We start from the raw sequence: 16,962 nt of genomic DNA, 5'->3' as shown, positions 1-16,962 counted from the left end.
GAGACATTTCATGTTTGAATCAACCCGACTACGTCTTGCTCTTGTGTTTAGCCTCGGGCTATTTGTGAGTACTTCTGCGCATGCCAACTGCCAACAAAAATACAACGGCTGGGCCAATTGGGATGGCAACTCTGTACAAATCAAGGCCGGACGCATCAACCTCAGCTCAAGCTACCTGCAGCCGGCGGGTACTCCCCTGGCCACCACCATTACCTCGCCTAACGATTGGTTGGGAGCGGATACGGTGTTGTTTGAATGCGACTTGGCCGATAAGGATAGTCTCTACGAATTGTTCGCGACCAATGGCGACGACCGCCTGGGCGGATACTGGGAAATTGGCAACGGCGCAGGCACCGCTATCAACGATGGGCTGCCGGGTGTCTATGCCACGTACTTCCCCTATGTGGGTATAAAGATAACGCACCTGGATTCAGGTAAGGTTTTTTCGCGCTACTGGCAGGAAAGCAAGATCACCCGTTATGACGTGGTCGGCAACAAGCTGCAAGTCAAACCCAAGCATTTGAGCGCACTAAAGGCAGAATTGATCAAGGTTTCCGCTACCCCGCCCGAAGGCGGCAGCGGGAGCAACTATTGTGGCGCGCAGGCACAAGTCGTCAACTCGCAAGCCAGCTATAATTACTCCTGCACGCAGCCTAACGCCTATGTAACGTTCAAGGCGCCCGGGCTTGCTTACGATCCGGTGGGATCTGACAGCAACACCAACTATCGATTTTGGGGGCCCGGCAACGGCATCGCCTACGGTTTACGTAATGCCTCGACCTTGAGCGCGACGTCGACTTGTGTGGCGCGCAATGTCACTCCCGTCGTAACCTTTCCGACCATCAGCGTTCAGCAACTGAGCAGCGGAGAAAGTCGCGAGGCTCAATTCACGGTCGAACTTGAGTGCAGCAACAGCGCAACTTCCGGGGTTCAATCGAGTCAGACCGCGCTCGGTATTCAGGTCTCGCAACCCGCCTTCGCCAAAGCTCAGGAACTGGGCTTCGTCAACAGCTATGGTGGCGTCGATTATCTGCTTTCCAATGGCTATGGCATCGACCCTGGCGTGGCCACCGGGGTTGGGATCAGCCTGCGCGACAGCGCCGCCGGCAACCCGATGAACTTCGTTGGTTGGCCTGGCAATACGGGTGCGAACAACCCTACCGGCAAGCTGGCCGGCTGGTACCCGGTATTGGATCAAGCCACGTCTCAGGGCGAAAGTGCAGCTGGCTATACTCGATACACAAAGGTAATCACTGCCGTTCTGGAAAAGCTGCCACGGCTGCAACCCACTGCAGGTCGAGTCGATGCGACTGCTTATGTGCTGGTAAAAATCCAATGAACCGTGTCAGTCAGCAACTTGCTCTATGGCTCTTGGCCGCACTGCTGGGATTAATCAGTACATCCTGTTCGGCGGGGGTAATGGCGGACCGCACTCGCCTGATTTTTCAGGAAGGGCAAGCACGACAAACGCTCACGCTCGCGAATACCAATGGCTACCCGGTGGTAGTGCAGACCTGGATAGACAAAGGCCAGGGCGACAAACTGCCGCAGAATATCGTGTCAGCCTTTATTGCTATGCCAGCGGTGTTCCGCCTGCAACCTTCTGCACTGCAAAATCTTCAGATAATCTTAACCGATCCAGCGTTACCCAAAGACCGAGAGTCGCTGTTCTGGCTCAACCTGTACGAGATTCCACCCCGTAACGATGCGAGCGCGACGGATGCGACTCGCGTGACCCTAGCCATGAACACACAATTGAAAATTTTCTATCGTCCTAGAGGTCTGCCCTCCTCGCCAGAGCAGCTCACGGATTCACTGCATTTTCGCCTCGAAAAAACCACCCAGGGCGTTACTTTGGTCTGTCGCAACGACAGCCCCTATCATGCTTCATTTGCGTCGCTGGGTTTAATCCGGGATGGGCATGGCGTTGCCCGCGTGACTGACACCGATCTGCTTAGTAGCCCTTACAGTGAACGTCGCTACCACGTTGACCAAAGCCTGCTAAAAAGCCAGGAAACGGTGCAATTGAACTATGATTTGATCGACGACACGGGCCGTATTCGTTCAGGGCGCGCAACGCTGCACTGACCGTTGGCAGGACAAAACGTTGATAGTCCGTAACCCTCTGCGTCTTGCGATGTCTACGTATTTACATGACGTTGCGCGCAGTGCCGCAGGTACCTGTTGGGCATACGCCAAAAACGCAGGCTCCACCCTTCATTAACTGAAAAGTCTGACAACACCAGGGAGATCACCGTGAACCTTCGCATTGTCATCGCCGATGATCACCCGATCGTCCTGCTAGGCACACAACTGTTGTTGGAAAAAAATGGTTGCGGCATCGTTAGCGGCCAAGCCAAAAGCCCTGAAGAACTCGAAGTCGTGTTGAGCAAGACACCTTGTGATCTGTTGGTGACGGATTTCGCCATGCCGGGTAGCCAGCGGGATGGGCTTGCAATGCTCAGACGCCTGAGACAGCTTCACCCGACGTTGAAAATCATCGTTCTCACCTCGCTGCAAAATTCCAGCTTGGTGTTGAGCATCTTGAATTTAAACGTGAACGGGGTGATTGAAAAAAACGCAGACCCGGCAGAGCTGTCGCTCGCTATAAAACACGTCATGAATAACAAAATATTCCTGAGCGACTTTTTCCGCAAAGCACTGGCTGATGAATGCATTATTAGCCCGGAAAAAACCACCATAAAGCTGGCCCCTAAAGAAATCGAAGTCATCCGTCTGCTAGCCGCGGGCTATACCCCCAGCGAAATTGCGGACAAACTATCACGTAGTATAAAAACCATCAGTTGGACCAAAATTTCAGCTAAAGGCAAGTTGGGGATCACGTCTGATGCCGAGCTATTTGAGTACTGCCGCAATGCCAGATTGATCAGCTAGTGAACACGTGCCTCTACATAACGTGAAGGCTCTCGTAGCTTACGGGATAACGCTGTTCACGATCGCGGGTGCATCCAGTGTCGTTGGGGGCAAAAATGGGGGCATTATTAATTTTTAATGGCACGAAACTCACGTTCTAGAGCCTTGTAAAAATGTTTTTTGGCGACCCTGAGAGTCTCTAGGCGCCGCCGGATAGGCTGTTCGGCTGATCATTTCTGCCTTTCCACAAACCATGGAGCTCCATTCACTTCCAGTGGATTGCTACATTGGGGGCATATTTGAGGGCATGATTTACATAGCTATCTGTATAGGTATATGGGTCCACGGTTAAAACGGAAATACCGCGCTGATCATGGTGCCACCCTGGCCACGATTGCTGGCGGTAATAGCGCCACCATGGGCCTGGCAAATCGCACGGGCGATGGAGAGACCTAATCCGCTGCCGCCCGAGTAACGCGCCCTGGAACGCTCCGCACGCCAGAAGCGATCAAATACGCTGTCCAAGTGCTGCGCCTCGATACCGGGGCCGCGGTCCCCGATCTCAATCACCACACGATCTTCGACCTGCCGCGCCATGATGCTCAGCTCGCCGCCTCCTGCCGCGTAGCGCAGCAGGTTATCAATCAGGATATTCAGCACCTGGCCCAAGCGATCGCGATCAGCGTGGATACGAAACCCATCGGCAATACTCACGTGCGTACGCACACAGGCGTCACCCAATTGCGGCTGGAACCAGGCCAATCGTTCGCTCACCAGGGCCGCGAGGGAAAAGTCGCTGCGTTCCAGCACCAACCGACCCGCCCTGGCCATCGACAACAGGTGCAAGTCATCCACCAACTTTCTGAGTTGATCGAGCTGACGCTTGACCATGCCCAATTGTGCTACATCGCTGGGAAACACCTCATCGAGCATGCCCTGCACGCGTCCCATGGCGGCATTCAGGGGCGTGCGCAGTTCATGGGCGATGACCGCGCTTGACTCGCGCACATCCCGCTCGTAACGCTCCAGTTGCGTGGTCATGCTGTTGAAGTCGCTGATCAGGCGTTGCAGTTCGTCGGGCGTGTGTCGGTGAATCGGCAGGCGCGTGAAGAAGTCTCCACCGGCAACCTGCCGTGCCCCTTGGGCTATCGCCGAGAACTGGCTGGACAAGGGGCGCGAAAACCACAAGCCACAGACGATGATAATCGGGATGGCCGCCAACACCAGGCATGCCAGGATCAGCCAGTCGCGATTGGCGATATCCGGCTGGAAAAATTCCACTGGGTAGTATTCGGCTACCAGTTGGCGCAAGCGTGTCTCGTTGAGTTGCGGCTCGGCGCGCAGGTGCAGCAATTCCTCACGCGCTTGCGGCGGCAGGCGCTGCAAGAAATACCAGTCCGAAAGCTTGAAGTTGACCCACATGCACAGGGCAATCACCACCACGGCGCCGATCGCCAATAGGCTCATGCGCATACCGACCCAGCGCCACAGCGGTTTGTCGTTGACCCGAGATTTCTCAAACATGCGGGTTACCTGAACCGATAGCCAATGGAGCGTACGGTCACCAGTACCCCGGCGATGCCATGGGTTTCCAACTTGCGTCGCAGGTTGTGAATATGGGCGTCAACGACCCGGGCCAGGGCTTCGCTCTCCGGTAGGCAGATTTCCAGTAACTCATCACGGGTGAACGCCTTGGACGGTGTCTTGAGCAACGTGACCAGCAGCTTGAACTCCGTCGGCGTCAGGTCCAGCAACTGCGTTGGCGCACCGCGGTGCTCAATGGCCGCCGTGAAGGCAGTGAGGTCAACGCGCAGGTTTTCATGGCGCAGCAGTTGCTCAACCGGTTGGCTGCCCAGGGTACGTCGCAATACCGCATGCACCCGCGCCACCACTTCCCGCGAGCTGTAGGGTTTGACCACGTAGTCATCCGCGCCATAACGCAAGGCGCCGAGTTTTTCCGGCTCATCGCCCATGGCCGTGACCATGATCACCGGCGTATCACTGCTGCGGCGCACGGCGGACAACACTTCAGTGCCACTCAAGCGGGGCAGCATCACGTCCAGCAGGATCAGGTCGGGCTGCCAGCTTTTGTGCAGGTCCAGACCACGCTGACCGTCTTCGGCCAAGGCCACCTCAAAGCCATCCCGGCGCAGATAGGCTTCGAGAATATTGGCGCTGTCGGCATCGTCTTCGACAATGAGGATACGTTTTCCTGACACAAAGAAGCCTCTTGATGAAACCTTGATAATTCACGAACGGTTTATTGAAAGTCCGCTGCCAGTATTGCCCTACGCCCGACTTTCGCGAACCGATCCTATGCCGACCACTGCACCGCTGTCCAAGCCTATCAAGCTGCCTGAACGCCTCGGCGCGGCTTTGCTGCTGGTCGGCATGCTGGCCGGCTGTTCACTGGCGCCGACCTATCACACGCCTGCGTTGCCGGTACCGGACAACCTGCAAGGCACACGGGTAGCGGATGCCCCCTCCTCCATGATCAACGATGTAGAAGCGCTCAGCGAAGAAGAGAAACAGCTGCTGGGCAGCTTGGACTCATCGGCGCAGTTGCCGCACCTGGTTGAACAGGCCCTGGACTACAACCGTGATCTGCGCCTGGCGTTGCTGCGTGTCGAGCAAGCCCGCGCCCAGTTCGGTATTTCCCGCGCCGATCGCCTGCCCACCGTGGCCTTAGGGCTGCAACGCAACCGCCAGCACTTGCACGACAAGGCCGCCGACGAACGCTATGGGCAGGACATCGCGGTGGCGTCCGTGGGTATTTCGGACTTTGAGCTGGATTTTTTCGGACGCGTGCGCAGCCTGTCCGAAGCGGCGCGACATGATTACCTGGCCACGCGCTACGGTACCCAGGCCGCTCGTAAGGCGCTGATCGTCGAAGTGGCGCGGCTATATTTGCAGGAACGCTTGCAGGCCGACGTTAGGGCCGAAACCCAGTCCATTCTCGACAACCAGAACCAGCTGCTGAGCGTGCTCGACGGTCAGCAAAAAGCAGGTCTAGTGGCGCAGGACACGGTTGACACTCAGCGCATGCAGGTCCGTCGTTCCGCGCTGCAACTTGAGGATGCGAGCGCTGAACATGCGCGTGCGCAACAGGCGTTGTCGTGGGTCACAGGGTATCAAGTCGCCCCTCTGGCAGCGGCGGCACAAAGCCCAGTCATCGATCTCAACCCACCGTCATGGCTGGTCGATCTGCCGTCACAGCGGCTTTTGCAGCGCTTCGATGTGCGCCAATGCGAGGAAACCCTGCGCGCCGCGAACGCCAACATCGGCGCCGCGCGAGCAGCGTTCTTCCCCTCGATCACCTTGAGCACCGGCGCGGGCATCGCCAGCCCGCGCTTGAGCAACTTGTTTTCATCCGGCAGCGGCGCCTGGCTGTTCACCCCGCAACTGAACCTTCCGCTGTTCGACGGTGGCCGCAACCAGGCCGACCTGGATCTCGCGACCGCTCGCCAACAATCAGCCGTCGCCCAATACGAAAAGACCGTGCAGGACGCCTTCCGCGAAATCGCCGACCTGTTGACTCAACGTCAGCAAGCGTTGGCCAACGCCACCACGCAAATTGATCTGGCGGCATTGACCGCATTGAAGGCCAAGCGTCTGGACCAACAGATTGCCTCCGGTGCGGCTGCACGCTCAGAACACCCGGCCGCCTCAATTCGTCTGGCTGAATCCGCCATCGAATTACGCAAGGCCACCTACCAGTTGCTGTTCAACCGCCTGGCGCTGTATCGCGCGCTGTCCGGCGCACCGCTATTTTCCTCCGCTGAAAGGGTTTCACCATGAACTTGACCACTCCCCCTACCCGCACCGTGCTGTGGGGCGCCGCCTTGGTGGCCTGCACGCTCGCGACCCCAGCACAGGCGGCAGACGCCAACCCCGCAGCCGACAAAGCCACCGCCACCTTGGGCCTTGGCATGGGTGTCACGCCGCGCTACATGGGTGCCAACCGCTACCGCGCGCTCGTGCTGCCGATGTTCAGCATCCAGCGCGGCGTGCTGTTCGCCGACACCACCCGCGGTGTCGGCCTGCAATTTCAATCCGACAGCGGCTTGGGTGCCAGCGCGGCGATCAACTACGACCTGGGCCGTAAGGAAAAGGACAGCACCAGCCGCCCCGGCGACCGCGAGCTGAACGGCATGGGTGATGTCAGCGGTGCCACCGTCGCCGACTTCACCCTCAGCCAGCAACTGCTTGACTGGCTGTCGGTCAGTGGCGAAGCCGAACTGCGCATGGCCGGCGAGCATCGCGGTAACCGCTACCGATTCGGCCTGGAAGGCATCCTGTTCCACTCCGACAGCGACACCCTGGCTCTGGACATCGACGCCCATGCCGGTGATGGCCGCTACAACCAGACCTTCTTCGGCGTCACCCAGGCGCAAAGCCAGCGTTCGCTCTATGGAAAATACAGCGCCGATGCCGGGATCTATGCCTACTCCGCCGCCTTGAACTGGCAGCACGGCCTGGACGCGCACTGGTCGACGCTGGTCAGCCTGACGCTGACCCAGTACGCCGACCAGGCCCGTAACAGCCCGCTGGTCCGACGTGAATGCGCCGGCCTGGGCATGTTCGCCATCAACTACACCTTCTGATAACGAGATCCTGGGCATGCATGGTTTTCCTCAGTTGTTTCGTCCCTGGGCGCGTCCCCTGATGCTCGGCATAGCCTGCCTCATGGTGGCCGCCTGTTCGCGCGAGGAACCGGTGCCGGAGCCTGCAATCAGGTCCGTCAAAGTCACCACCGTGCACGCCACAGAGGTTGACGCTGCGCCGTTGACCGGTGTGGTACGCCAACGCCAACGCGCAGCCCTGGCCTTCGAAGGCGCGGGCCGATTGGTGACGTTGAACGTCGACGTCGGCGATACCGTAAAAAAAGGCCAGGTGCTGGCAAGCCTGGACACTGCAGCCGTGCGGTTGCGTCTGAAACAAGCGCAGGCGGCCTTGTTCGCCAGCGTGGCGCAAACCGGCGAGCGCAAGCGCAACAAGGTCCGCCAGCAACAGCTGTTTACCCAGGGCAGTGTCGCGGCCAGCGCTGTGGAGCAAGCTGAAGCGGCGTGGCAAGCGGCCGTCGCGCAGCAGACCGCCGATGAAGCGGCGCTGGACCTGGTACGGCGCGATCAGCGCCAGGGCCAACTGATTGCGCCGTTTGACGGCCGCGTCGTGGCAAGACCCGCGCAGTTGTACAGCGAGTTGTCGCCCGGCCAAGTGGTGATGGAGCTGGAGGCCGGCGGCGCGTTGCAGGTCATCGTGCAAATCCCGGTGGAACAGGCCGCGGGCCTCAAGCCTGGGGACCACGCCGTCGCAGCCGACCCGGCAGCACCCGGCTCAACCCTGCCGTTGGTGCTCGAAGGCTTGTCGGCGCGGGCGCAGAACGGCCTGTTGCAAAGCGCGCGTTTCCGCCTGAACGCCCGCGACCTCGCACTCCCCAGCGGCGTAAACCTCAACGTGCGATTGGCGGCCCCTGCCGCGCCCGCGTTGTCGATTCCAACCCAGGCCCTTCGCATGGGCGGCGACGCCAGCCAGGTGCAGGTATTTGTCTATGACCCGACCCAGGGCAAGGTAGCCCTGCGTGACATTACGATCGGCCTGATCGACCAGGGCCGTGTCGCCATCGACAACGGCCTCAAGGACGGCGAGCAAGTGGTCGTCACCGGCGTCGCGTTTCTCAGTGACGGTCAGCCCGTCAACCTGCTAGCGCCTTCCAGTCGCTTGAGCACAACCGAATGATCAACCTGACCCGACACGCCTTGGGCGCAAGCCGCCTGACGCTATTCACCGCGCTGTTGATCCTGATCGCAGGCGTGGCAACGTTCCTGAGTTTCCCGACCCAGGAAGAACCCTCGGTGACCATCCGCGATGCGCTGGTGAGCATCCAGTTCCCCGGTCTGCCCAGCGAACGTGCCGAAGAGCTGCTGGCGCGACCAACGGAAGAAAAACTTCGCGAGCTGTCGCAGATCAAAAATATCGTGACCACCGTTCACCCCGGCAGCGTGGTTATCCAGGTGACGGCGCGCGACGAAATCAAGGACCTGGGGGTGCTGTGGCAACAAGTGCGCAACAAGGTCGCCGAAGCCGGCGCCGGCTTTCCACCGGGCACCCAAGGGCCGTTTGTCGACGATAATTTCGGGCGCGTCGCCGTCGCATCCATCGCGATTACCGCGCCCGGCTACAGCATGAGCGAGATGCGCGGGCCGCTGAAGCGCCTGCGCGACCAGTTGGGCGGGCTACCCGGCATCGGGCAAGTGACGCTGCACGGCATGCAGGACCAGCAGTTGTCGATCGACTTCAACCCGCAGCGCCTGGCGGGGCTGGGCTTATCTCCCCAGCAACTGTTCCAGCAATTGCAGCAACAGAATGTGTTGGCCCCCGGCGGTATCGCCAACATTGGCGGGCAGATCACCACCCTGACCGTAACCGGTGAAGTGCTCAGCGTGGAGCAACTGCGCCAGCTGCCGATCCAACTGCCCGGTGTAGACGGCACCACGCAATCGGTAGCACTCGGCGCCATCGCGCAGATCTCGGTGATGGCTGCCGACCCTCCCCAGACCGCTGCGGTGTATCAAGGCCAGGACGCGGTGGTGCTGGCTGTGTCCATGGCTGCGGGACAGAACATCCATCAGTTCGGCACAGCCCTGCGCGCTCGTTTGGCACAGTTGGAACAGCAACTTCCGCTGGGCTTTACCGCCCATGTGGTGACGTTCCAAGCCGATGTGGTCGATCAGCAGATGGCCAAGATGAAGCACGTAATGATCGAGACGGTGGTCATCGTCATGGCCGTGGTCATGCTATTCCTCGGCTGGCGAACCGGGCTGGTGGTCGGCGCCATTGTGCCGCTGACCATCCTAGGCACGTTGATCGCCATGCGCATGCTGGGGGTCGAGCTGCAAACCGTGTCCATCGCCGCGATTATCCTCGCCCTGGGCCTGCTGGTGGACAACGGCATTGTGATTGCCGAGGACATCGAGCGCCGACTGCATGCCGGTGAGGATCGGCGCCAGGCCTGCGAAGACGCCGGGCGCACCCTGGCGGTTCCACTATTGACCTCGTCACTCGTGATCGTGCTGGCCTTCTCGCCGTTCTTCCTGGGGCAGACCAGCACCAATGAATACCTGCGATCATTGGCCGTCGTGCTGGCCCTGACCCTGCTCGGCTCGTGGTTGCTGAGCATCACCGTTACGCCGCTGCTGTGCCTGTATTTCGCCAAGGCTGCCCCCCAGGACGCGCCAGAGGACGGTTATGACAGCGGTTTTTACCGTGGCTATCGGGCCGTTATCCGTCGGGTGCTGCAGCACAAAGCGCTGTTTGTGATGGCCATGCTGGTGCTACTCGCCGCCGCGATCTTCGAACTGATGCGCGTGCCTTATGATTTTCTGCCTCAGTCCGACCGCTTGCAGTTCCAGGTACCCATCACCCTGGAGCCTGGCAGCGGTTCGCGCAAGACCTTGCAAAGCGTGCGTGACATCAGCCTGTGGCTGAGCAAGGACCCCCAGGTGGCCGACAGCATCGGCTACGTGGGCGATGGCGGGCCGCGTATCGTGCTGGGCCTCAACCCGCCTTTGCCGGCACCGGAAACTGCGTACTTCACCGTCAGCGTCAAGGCCGGTACGGATATCGATGCCGTCATTGCCAACACGCGCAGCTATTTGCTCAAGCAACATCCGGAACTGCGCGCCGAACCCAAGCGTTTTTCCCTGGGTACCACCGAGGCCGGTGTCGCGATCTATCGCGTGCTGGGCCCGGACGAACAGGTATTGCGTAGCCTGGCCGGCCAGATCGAAAAAGCCCTGCGTGCCTTGCCGGGCACCCTGGATGTGCGCGATGACTGGGGCAACCACCTGACGCGTTATACCGTCGAGGTCAATCAGCACAGTGCGCGGCGCGCCGGTGTCGACACCCAAGCCATTGCCCAGGCCCTGCAACTGCACTTCGGCGGCCTCCAGGTGTCGTCATTGCAGGACAACCAGACCCGGGTCCCGCTGGTGGTGCGCGAGCCTTCGACGACAACCGATGCCTCCCCCGATCTGCGCGGCATCCTGCTTTACCCGGCCGACGGCTCGCCCCCCTTGCCGTTGGCGGCCGTTGTCCGCATCGTTGCGTCGAGCGAACCCTCCACCCTGATGCGGCGCAATCAGGAACGCGCCATCACCGTGGTCGGTCACAACCCGTCGTTGACGGCGACGTCCATCGTCGAACGGTTGGCGCCGCAGGTGGCGGCACTGCCCCTGCCGCCGGGATACCGCATTGAGCTGGGCGGCGAAATCGAAGACTCGGCGGACGCCAACCAGGCGCTGTTGCAATACCTGCCCCACGCGCTGATCGCCATGCTGCTGTTGTTCGTCTGGCAATTCAATTCGTTGCGCAAGGTGCTGATCGTCGTCTCTGCCATTCCCTTCGTATTGATCGGCGTTGCGGTGGCGCTGCTGATCACAGGCTACCCGTTCGGCTTCATGGCCACGTTCGGCCTGTTGTCCTTGGCGGGGATTATCGTCAACAACGCGGTGTTGCTGCTGGAACGGATTGAGGCGGAACTCCACGATGGCCTGCCGGTGTACGAGGCGGTGGTGAATGCTGCCGTGAAACGCCTGCGCCCCATCGTCATGACCAAGCTGACCTGCATTATCGGGTTGATCCCGCTGATGCTCTTCGCCGGCCCACTGTGGGAAGGCATGGCGATCACGCTGATGGGTGGCCTGGCGCTGGGCACATTGGTGACCCTTGGGTTGATTCCGGTGCTCTATGTAGTGCTGTTCAATAAAAAATCGGCCGACACCCCTGTGCAATAGTCGCGCGAAACATGGGAAAAAATCGCTACACATTCCTATGATTTATAGGTGATACGTTCAAGCAGGCATCGTTATCATGACCCGCTAATACCTTTGCCCGTTCAACAGCGAACACCATCGAAGCGAGAAGCGCGTCCATGAGTCTCAATACCTGCAGGGTGATGCATTTTTTGCGCAATGCCGCGATCAGGCTCGGCGGGCAAGAAAAGCCGGCGGCCCACCTGAAGGCACAGAAAATGCCTGTTCGGCACCTGTTCAGCGCAGGCAGTCCTCACGCGCATTTGTGCACCTGGTGATGCGAGCCAACTGACAGGGTATGCTCGACCGGAGAGGGTCTTTGTTGCGCTGGAAGAAGCCAAAGACCGCTGCCCCAGTGCCTATTTATGAGAGGTTGAGCATGAAACTGACAGATTTTGAGGTCCTTAGCTTCGACTGCTACGGCACACTGATTGATTGGGAAAGTGGCATCTTCAATGCCTTGAAGCCGCTGGTGGTCCGTTCGGGAAAAAAACTTACTCGCGATCAGATTCTTGAGGTGTTCGGTCGGCACGAGTCGCCACAGCAAAAAGCCACACCGACGGCACTCTACTCAGATATTTTGCGCAAAGTGTACGACCGCATTGCGAAAGAATGGAACGTCGAGATCGATCAAAAAGAGCGCGAGGCGTTTGGAACTTCCGTCCAGCACTGGCCGCCTTTTCCTGACTCGATCAAGGCACTCAACTACTTCAAGCAATTCCATAAGCTTGCCATCCTATCCAACATTGACCGCGGCGAATTCGAATTCAGCAAAGAGAAACTGGGCGTTGAATTCGACTGCGTCGTCACGGCTCAAGACGTTGGCTCTTATAAACCCGACCCCAGAAACTTTGCTTACTTGATGGACGCCCTGGGGAAAATGGGCTTTGAAAAAACATCCATCCTCCATGTGGCCGAAAGCCTGTATCACGACCACGTGCCGGCCAACGCGGCTGGGCTGGCCAGCTCGTGGATTCATCGTCGTCACGGCAAAGAAGGCTTTGGCGCGATCCATGTCCCCGCGACTGAAGCCACCTACAACTTCCGTTTTATCAGTTTGGCAAAAATGGTTGAGAGCCATAAAAAACTGATATTGGAAAAGACCGACAACGTGATTGTCTGACTCCCCTACTATCTGCAGCGAGTGATATGTCGAGCCGTAACCCCTCTTCTTCTTTTTATCTTATGGCTGCGGCCGGTGCGATTCTGATCTGGAGCACCCTGGCAGTCAGCGTGACGTTCTGCAACACGCTAAATCCAATGTTTATCACGGGAGCCGCGTTGTCGGTGGGCGGCATTATTGGATTGCCCTGGCTACGCTTCTGGAAAATGCCCAAGCGATTGTTGGCGGTCGGTACTGCTTGCATGCTCGGTTATCACGTTATCTATTTCTACGCGCTGCAGTTGGCCGACCCGATTGGCGTGAGCCTTATCCATTATCTATGGCCGATATTGATCGTATTACTGGGTCCACTCTTCGTCCAAAACGGGAAGGCCTCATTGCGTTGCCTGCTTGCGGGAGTGGCAGGCTTCGTTGGTGCCTTGGTCAGTTGCCGACCAGGGCAGCTTGATGACTTGAGCAACCTGGCAGGCTACGGGCTCGCGTTTTTATCTGCAGTGGTCTGGGCGGCGTACTCCCTGACATCAAAGAGGTTCCCAGAGGTCAAAAGTGCCTCTGTTGGCTTGTTTTGCATGATCTCCGGGCTGGCCTGCCTGACTCTGTATCTAAGCAGTGCGCCTTGGCCCACATTGACCACGAATGAGAGCCTGGCGCTGCTGTATATGGGCGTAGGCCCCATGGGCGGCGCTTTTTATCTGTGGGACTTTGCAATGAAGAAGGCGGACCACCAGACAGTCGCCGTTTTAAGCTACGCGACGCCCGTTTTATCCACGGCCTTTTTAGCCTTCTATTTAGGCCAAGGCATGGAGGTATCCATCTGGATAGGTGCCGCATTGGTAGCGCTATCGATGGCCATGGCAGCAGGCGGCAGTACTGCGCCCCAAAACCATCAAAGCACCAGTGCCTGGTTTAAGCGCTACAGCAAAGGGACAACCGTTCCATCAGGATCTGACGCTCAGCTTTAGTAACCACCCTATACCGAACCCAAGCGTTTTTTACTCGTCATGCTCCAAGCGATACATCTCTGCAGCGACTTGAATTTGAAACCGCGATTCCGGGTTTTCCAGGGAGATGTCGAGCAACTTCTCAATACGGGCCAAACGGTAGCGTAAGGTACTGATATGCACCTCCAGCACCTTTGCAGTATTGGCTAACTGAAAACCTTCGCTGGATAAGGCACAGACTGTTTCCAGCAGCATGGTGCCGTTCTTTCGATTGGCCAGAGGTTCGATCAGCCGCTGAAGCAGCATCCCACGCGCTTTTTTGTCGCCCATCAAGGCCCGTGGAAACAAAACTTCGTTGAACACATGAAGACGCCCTGGCCGCAGCAAGGGCACCAATGCCGCCACATCTTCAGCTCCTTGAGCCATGCCTGAAACACCTCGATGGACGCGACTGACAGCCATCGCCCCACCTTCGTGACGCAACTGCTTCCAGATCGTTTCGGGCGCGAGCGTCGCCGGAATAATAAAGCTGATCTGGTTCAGCGACACTGAAATCAACGGCGAAATGCTGCTGGCTATCATCAGATTAAACACGCGCGCGGTTTTTTCCTTTCTCCGCTTGAAGCCTTCCAGACTCAGCGGAATAGGTTCGTCCAACAGCACCAGGCAGATCCTGTAATCGCGGGTTTCGCTCCACCCCGACACCAGGGCTCGCTCAATCGCGCTGGGTGTCTCTGGAAACTTACCCTCCAGCAGCCCCGCCACCAGTGCATGGCCCAGCCGAGTCTCTTGGTCCAGCAACTCTCGCTGGTGGGAAAGATGCAGCGCAGCAATGACCGCCGAGTGCTCAAGCGCTCGGGAATGCAGCTCCTCAAATTGATCCTTGGGGCTTTCAAGCCAAACGATGCCGGCAACCTCCCCTTGCAGCCATATCGCGCAGCCAAGCCTGAAACGAGGCCGGCTATCCGAGAGGTTGATCGATAAGGTCTGCGACTCATCAAAGCGGTGTTCCAGAGGGCGTTCGGCGATAAATTTTGTAATCAGATCGCGTTCAAACTGCTCGTTCGTATCGATGTCATGCTCGCTCAAAATATCCCCGGAAGCCGAGACGACCAGGGCGGACACCTCCAGGGCACTGGCCAACGCGCTGCCCAGGCTATCAAGGTTGTCGGCCTCGATAGCGGCCTTGGTCAACTTGCGATGGATCAAATCCGAGCGCTGAATGATTTCGGTCTGCAGGTTGATGATCTTGGCCAGGATCTCTTGCGTGATTGCACTGAAGGGCACCTCCCATGGCAGCTCCAACAGTGGAAAGTTGCACTGTTCGGCTTCAGCAATGGTGGCTTGCGAGAAATGCTCGCGGAAATGCGGCACCGCAAGCACTACGCCAGCGAGCCCCAGATCGTTGAGTGTTCGCACCAGCCCCCGGCTTTCTTCATCGTCCTGAGGCCAGTTGTAGCCGGTGGTAAGCAACACGTCTCCCACCTTCAACCACTGCGTGATATCAGGGTGATCGATAATGTGGACCCAGGCGATTTGCCGATCCAGGCCATTGGCTCCCGCCACGACGGTGGCCTGCCGCAGGATGGTCTGCTCTAGTGCGGTAGATAGTTTCATTACTTGTCCACAAGTGGAGGGCCGACCGAGGTGTGCCAATAAACACGATCACGGGTGTATCGAGCGTTTCACTTTAAACCGCATGTAGCAGCACTATTACCTACTTAGAGTAGGTCAAAATCAAATAAACATCCTACTTTACACACTATCCATGCTGTTTTCTCTCACCTCATGTGTGCCGATGACCGCCGCCCGCGGATTGGCGGAACACCGCTCGACAGGCGCCAGGACTAAAGCCCACCATCTTCATGCACAAAGCAGGATAAACCCTGAATAACCTGCTGCCTTTTGTAGGTGGTTTGGCCATTTAACAGTTCCTATGATTGTAAAACGTGAACACGGGTCCCCACCGCAGGGAGCATCGGTGCAAGCTCACTTTAAAATGTCAGGAGCGATGTATGACGCCATACGAAGCGTTTTCCAGTGTCGACATGCGAGTCGGCCAAGTAACCAAAGTTGAAATAAATGATAAGGCAAAGAAACCTGCCTACAAGTTCTGGATCGACTTTGGTGAATTGGGTGTAAAAACCACGAGCGCGCAATACACCCGTCTTTATTCAGCAGAAGAGCTGGTGGGTGAATATGTCGTTTGCGTGGTTAACCTGGGCACTCGAAACATCGCTGGCTTTGCCTCAGAAGTACTGATGCTGGGTGCGGAAACAACGCCTGGCGATGTGGTTTTTCTTAAACCGGAACGCCCGATCACACCTGGCCAAAAAATCTTTTAAACGTACACCGACGCCGAACGGCATCGGCCTATGAAGTTGGTCTCGAATAACGCTACGTCATACCGATGGGTATATTGAGAGGAAAGGCAATGAAACTCACTGATTTCACCACACTGTCGTTCGATTGCTACGGCACCCTGATTGATTGGGAAAGCGGTATCGTAAACGGCCTCCAGCCGCTGGCTGATCGCAGCGGCAAAGGGCTGGATCGCGAGCAGATTCTGGAAGTGTTTGGCCGCCATGAATCGCCGCAACAAACGCTGACCCCAGGCGCTTTGTACCCGACCATTCTGGGCGCGGTGTATGACCGCATTGCCACCGAATGGGAGCTTGAACCCATCGCCGCCGAACGCGAAAAGTTCGCCACGTCGGTCAAGGACTGGCCTGCATTCCCTGACTCGGCAGAAGCCCTGCGGTACCTGAAACAGCATTACAAACTGGTGATTCTGTCCAACATCGACCGTACCGAATTCAAGTTCAGTGAAGCGAAGCTGGGTGTTGAGTTCGATCACATTGTGACAGCTCAGGATGTGGGCTCCTACAAACCGAACCCCAACAACTTCACCTACATGATTGATCTGTTGGCCGAGGCCGGCATTGCAAAAGACGATATCCTGCATACCGCAGAAAGCCTGTATCACGACCATGTTCCAGGCAAAGTTGCCGGCTTGGCGGGTGCATGGATTCATCGTCGTCATGGCAAGGAAGGTTTCGGCGCAACGCATGTACCGGCGACCGAAGCCAAGTACGACTTCCGTTTTATCAGCATGGCAGACATGGTCGAAGCTCATAAGAAACTGGTGAGCTGACAGTCACGTGCTATTGGCTGATGCCACCTGAGCGTGGCATCAGCTTTCGCCTGCCGG

The 16,962-nt window shown here is 58.1% G+C and carries 14 protein-coding genes; 11 read left to right on the top strand and 3 right to left on the bottom strand.

The features are described 5' to 3' along the window. The first annotated feature begins 10 nt into the window (after positions 1-10). The 3 genes from AC3ZU9_RS15290 (at position 11) to AC3ZU9_RS15280 (ending at position 2,895) form a co-directional block, all read left to right on the top strand. Positions 11-1,339 carry a fimbrial protein gene (locus AC3ZU9_RS15290; RefSeq protein WP_490090938.1) on the top strand — a complete coding sequence of 443 codons (1,329 nt, stop codon included), beginning with the start codon at positions 11-13 and terminating at the stop codon, positions 1,337-1,339. After that, positions 1,336-2,088, top strand: coding sequence for a fimbrial biogenesis chaperone (locus AC3ZU9_RS15285; protein ID WP_490090937.1), 753 nt, complete (start codon positions 1,336-1,338; stop codon positions 2,086-2,088). The genes AC3ZU9_RS15290 and AC3ZU9_RS15285 overlap by 4 nt, the downstream gene beginning before the upstream one ends. Positions 2,089-2,256: 168 nt before the next feature. Beyond that, entirely contained in the window at positions 2,257-2,895 is a 639-nt protein-coding gene (locus AC3ZU9_RS15280) for a response regulator (RefSeq protein WP_490090936.1), read from the top strand. A gap of 327 nt (positions 2,896-3,222) precedes the next feature. Here the strand turns inward: AC3ZU9_RS15280 and AC3ZU9_RS15275 are convergent, their stop codons facing one another. Both AC3ZU9_RS15275 and AC3ZU9_RS15270 read right to left on the bottom strand, forming a co-directional pair. Next, positions 3,223-4,398 carry a sensor histidine kinase gene (locus AC3ZU9_RS15275; protein ID WP_490090935.1) on the bottom strand — a complete coding sequence of 392 codons (1,176 nt, stop codon included), beginning with the start codon at positions 4,396-4,398 and terminating at the stop codon, positions 3,223-3,225. A 5-nt stretch (positions 4,399-4,403) separates the two neighbouring features. Further along, on the bottom strand, positions 4,404-5,093 hold the full coding sequence (locus AC3ZU9_RS15270; RefSeq protein ID WP_330211909.1) for a response regulator: 690 nt from the start codon (positions 5,091-5,093) through the stop codon (positions 4,404-4,406). A 97-nt stretch (positions 5,094-5,190) separates the two neighbouring features. Between AC3ZU9_RS15270 and AC3ZU9_RS15265 the strand changes: the two genes are divergently transcribed. The 6 genes from AC3ZU9_RS15265 (at position 5,191) to AC3ZU9_RS15240 (ending at position 13,772) form a co-directional block, all read left to right on the top strand. Next, the gene (locus tag AC3ZU9_RS15265; RefSeq protein ID WP_490090934.1) at positions 5,191-6,672 is read left to right on the top strand and encodes an efflux transporter outer membrane subunit; all 1,482 of its coding nucleotides are present in this window, start codon (positions 5,191-5,193) and stop codon (positions 6,670-6,672) included. Beyond that, entirely contained in the window at positions 6,669-7,478 is an 810-nt protein-coding gene (locus AC3ZU9_RS15260) for a MipA/OmpV family protein (RefSeq protein WP_490090933.1), read from the top strand. Before AC3ZU9_RS15265 ends, AC3ZU9_RS15260 begins: the two co-directional genes overlap by 4 nt. Positions 7,479-7,494: 16 nt before the next feature. Beyond that, positions 7,495-8,613 (top strand): efflux RND transporter periplasmic adaptor subunit, encoded by a 1,119-nt coding sequence (locus tag AC3ZU9_RS15255; protein WP_490090932.1) that lies wholly within the window; start codon positions 7,495-7,497, stop codon positions 8,611-8,613. Further along, positions 8,610-11,669: an efflux RND transporter permease subunit gene (locus tag AC3ZU9_RS15250; RefSeq protein WP_490090931.1), complete on the top strand. Its 3,060-nt coding sequence runs from the start codon at positions 8,610-8,612 to the stop codon at positions 11,667-11,669. Before AC3ZU9_RS15255 ends, AC3ZU9_RS15250 begins: the two co-directional genes overlap by 4 nt. Positions 11,670-12,066: 397 nt before the next feature. Next, positions 12,067-12,810 (top strand): haloacid dehalogenase type II, encoded by a 744-nt coding sequence (locus tag AC3ZU9_RS15245; protein WP_490090930.1) that lies wholly within the window; start codon positions 12,067-12,069, stop codon positions 12,808-12,810. A 26-nt stretch (positions 12,811-12,836) separates the two neighbouring features. Further along, the gene (locus AC3ZU9_RS15240; protein WP_490090929.1) at positions 12,837-13,772 is read left to right on the top strand and encodes a DMT family transporter; all 936 of its coding nucleotides are present in this window, start codon (positions 12,837-12,839) and stop codon (positions 13,770-13,772) included. Between the two features lie 30 nt (positions 13,773-13,802). On the opposite strand, the gene AC3ZU9_RS15235 is transcribed toward AC3ZU9_RS15240, so the two are convergent. Beyond that, complete coding sequence (locus AC3ZU9_RS15235; RefSeq protein ID WP_330211917.1) at positions 13,803-15,368, bottom strand: PucR family transcriptional regulator; 1,566 nt, start codon at positions 15,366-15,368, stop codon at positions 13,803-13,805. A 398-nt stretch (positions 15,369-15,766) separates the two neighbouring features. Between AC3ZU9_RS15235 and AC3ZU9_RS15230 the strand changes: the two genes are divergently transcribed. Together AC3ZU9_RS15230 and AC3ZU9_RS15225 are read left to right on the top strand one after the other, a co-directional pair. Further along, positions 15,767-16,096: a tRNA-binding protein gene (locus AC3ZU9_RS15230; RefSeq protein WP_152748516.1), complete on the top strand. Its 330-nt coding sequence runs from the start codon at positions 15,767-15,769 to the stop codon at positions 16,094-16,096. Between the two features lie 89 nt (positions 16,097-16,185). Then, a complete protein-coding gene (locus AC3ZU9_RS15225; RefSeq protein WP_152748515.1) occupies positions 16,186-16,905 on the top strand; it encodes a haloacid dehalogenase type II in 720 nt (239 codons plus the stop codon). Positions 16,906-16,962 lie beyond the last annotated feature (57 nt).

This window comes from Pseudomonas sp. A39 (assembly GCF_058145955.1).
This window is presented reverse-complemented; position numbering and strand designations above follow the sequence as displayed.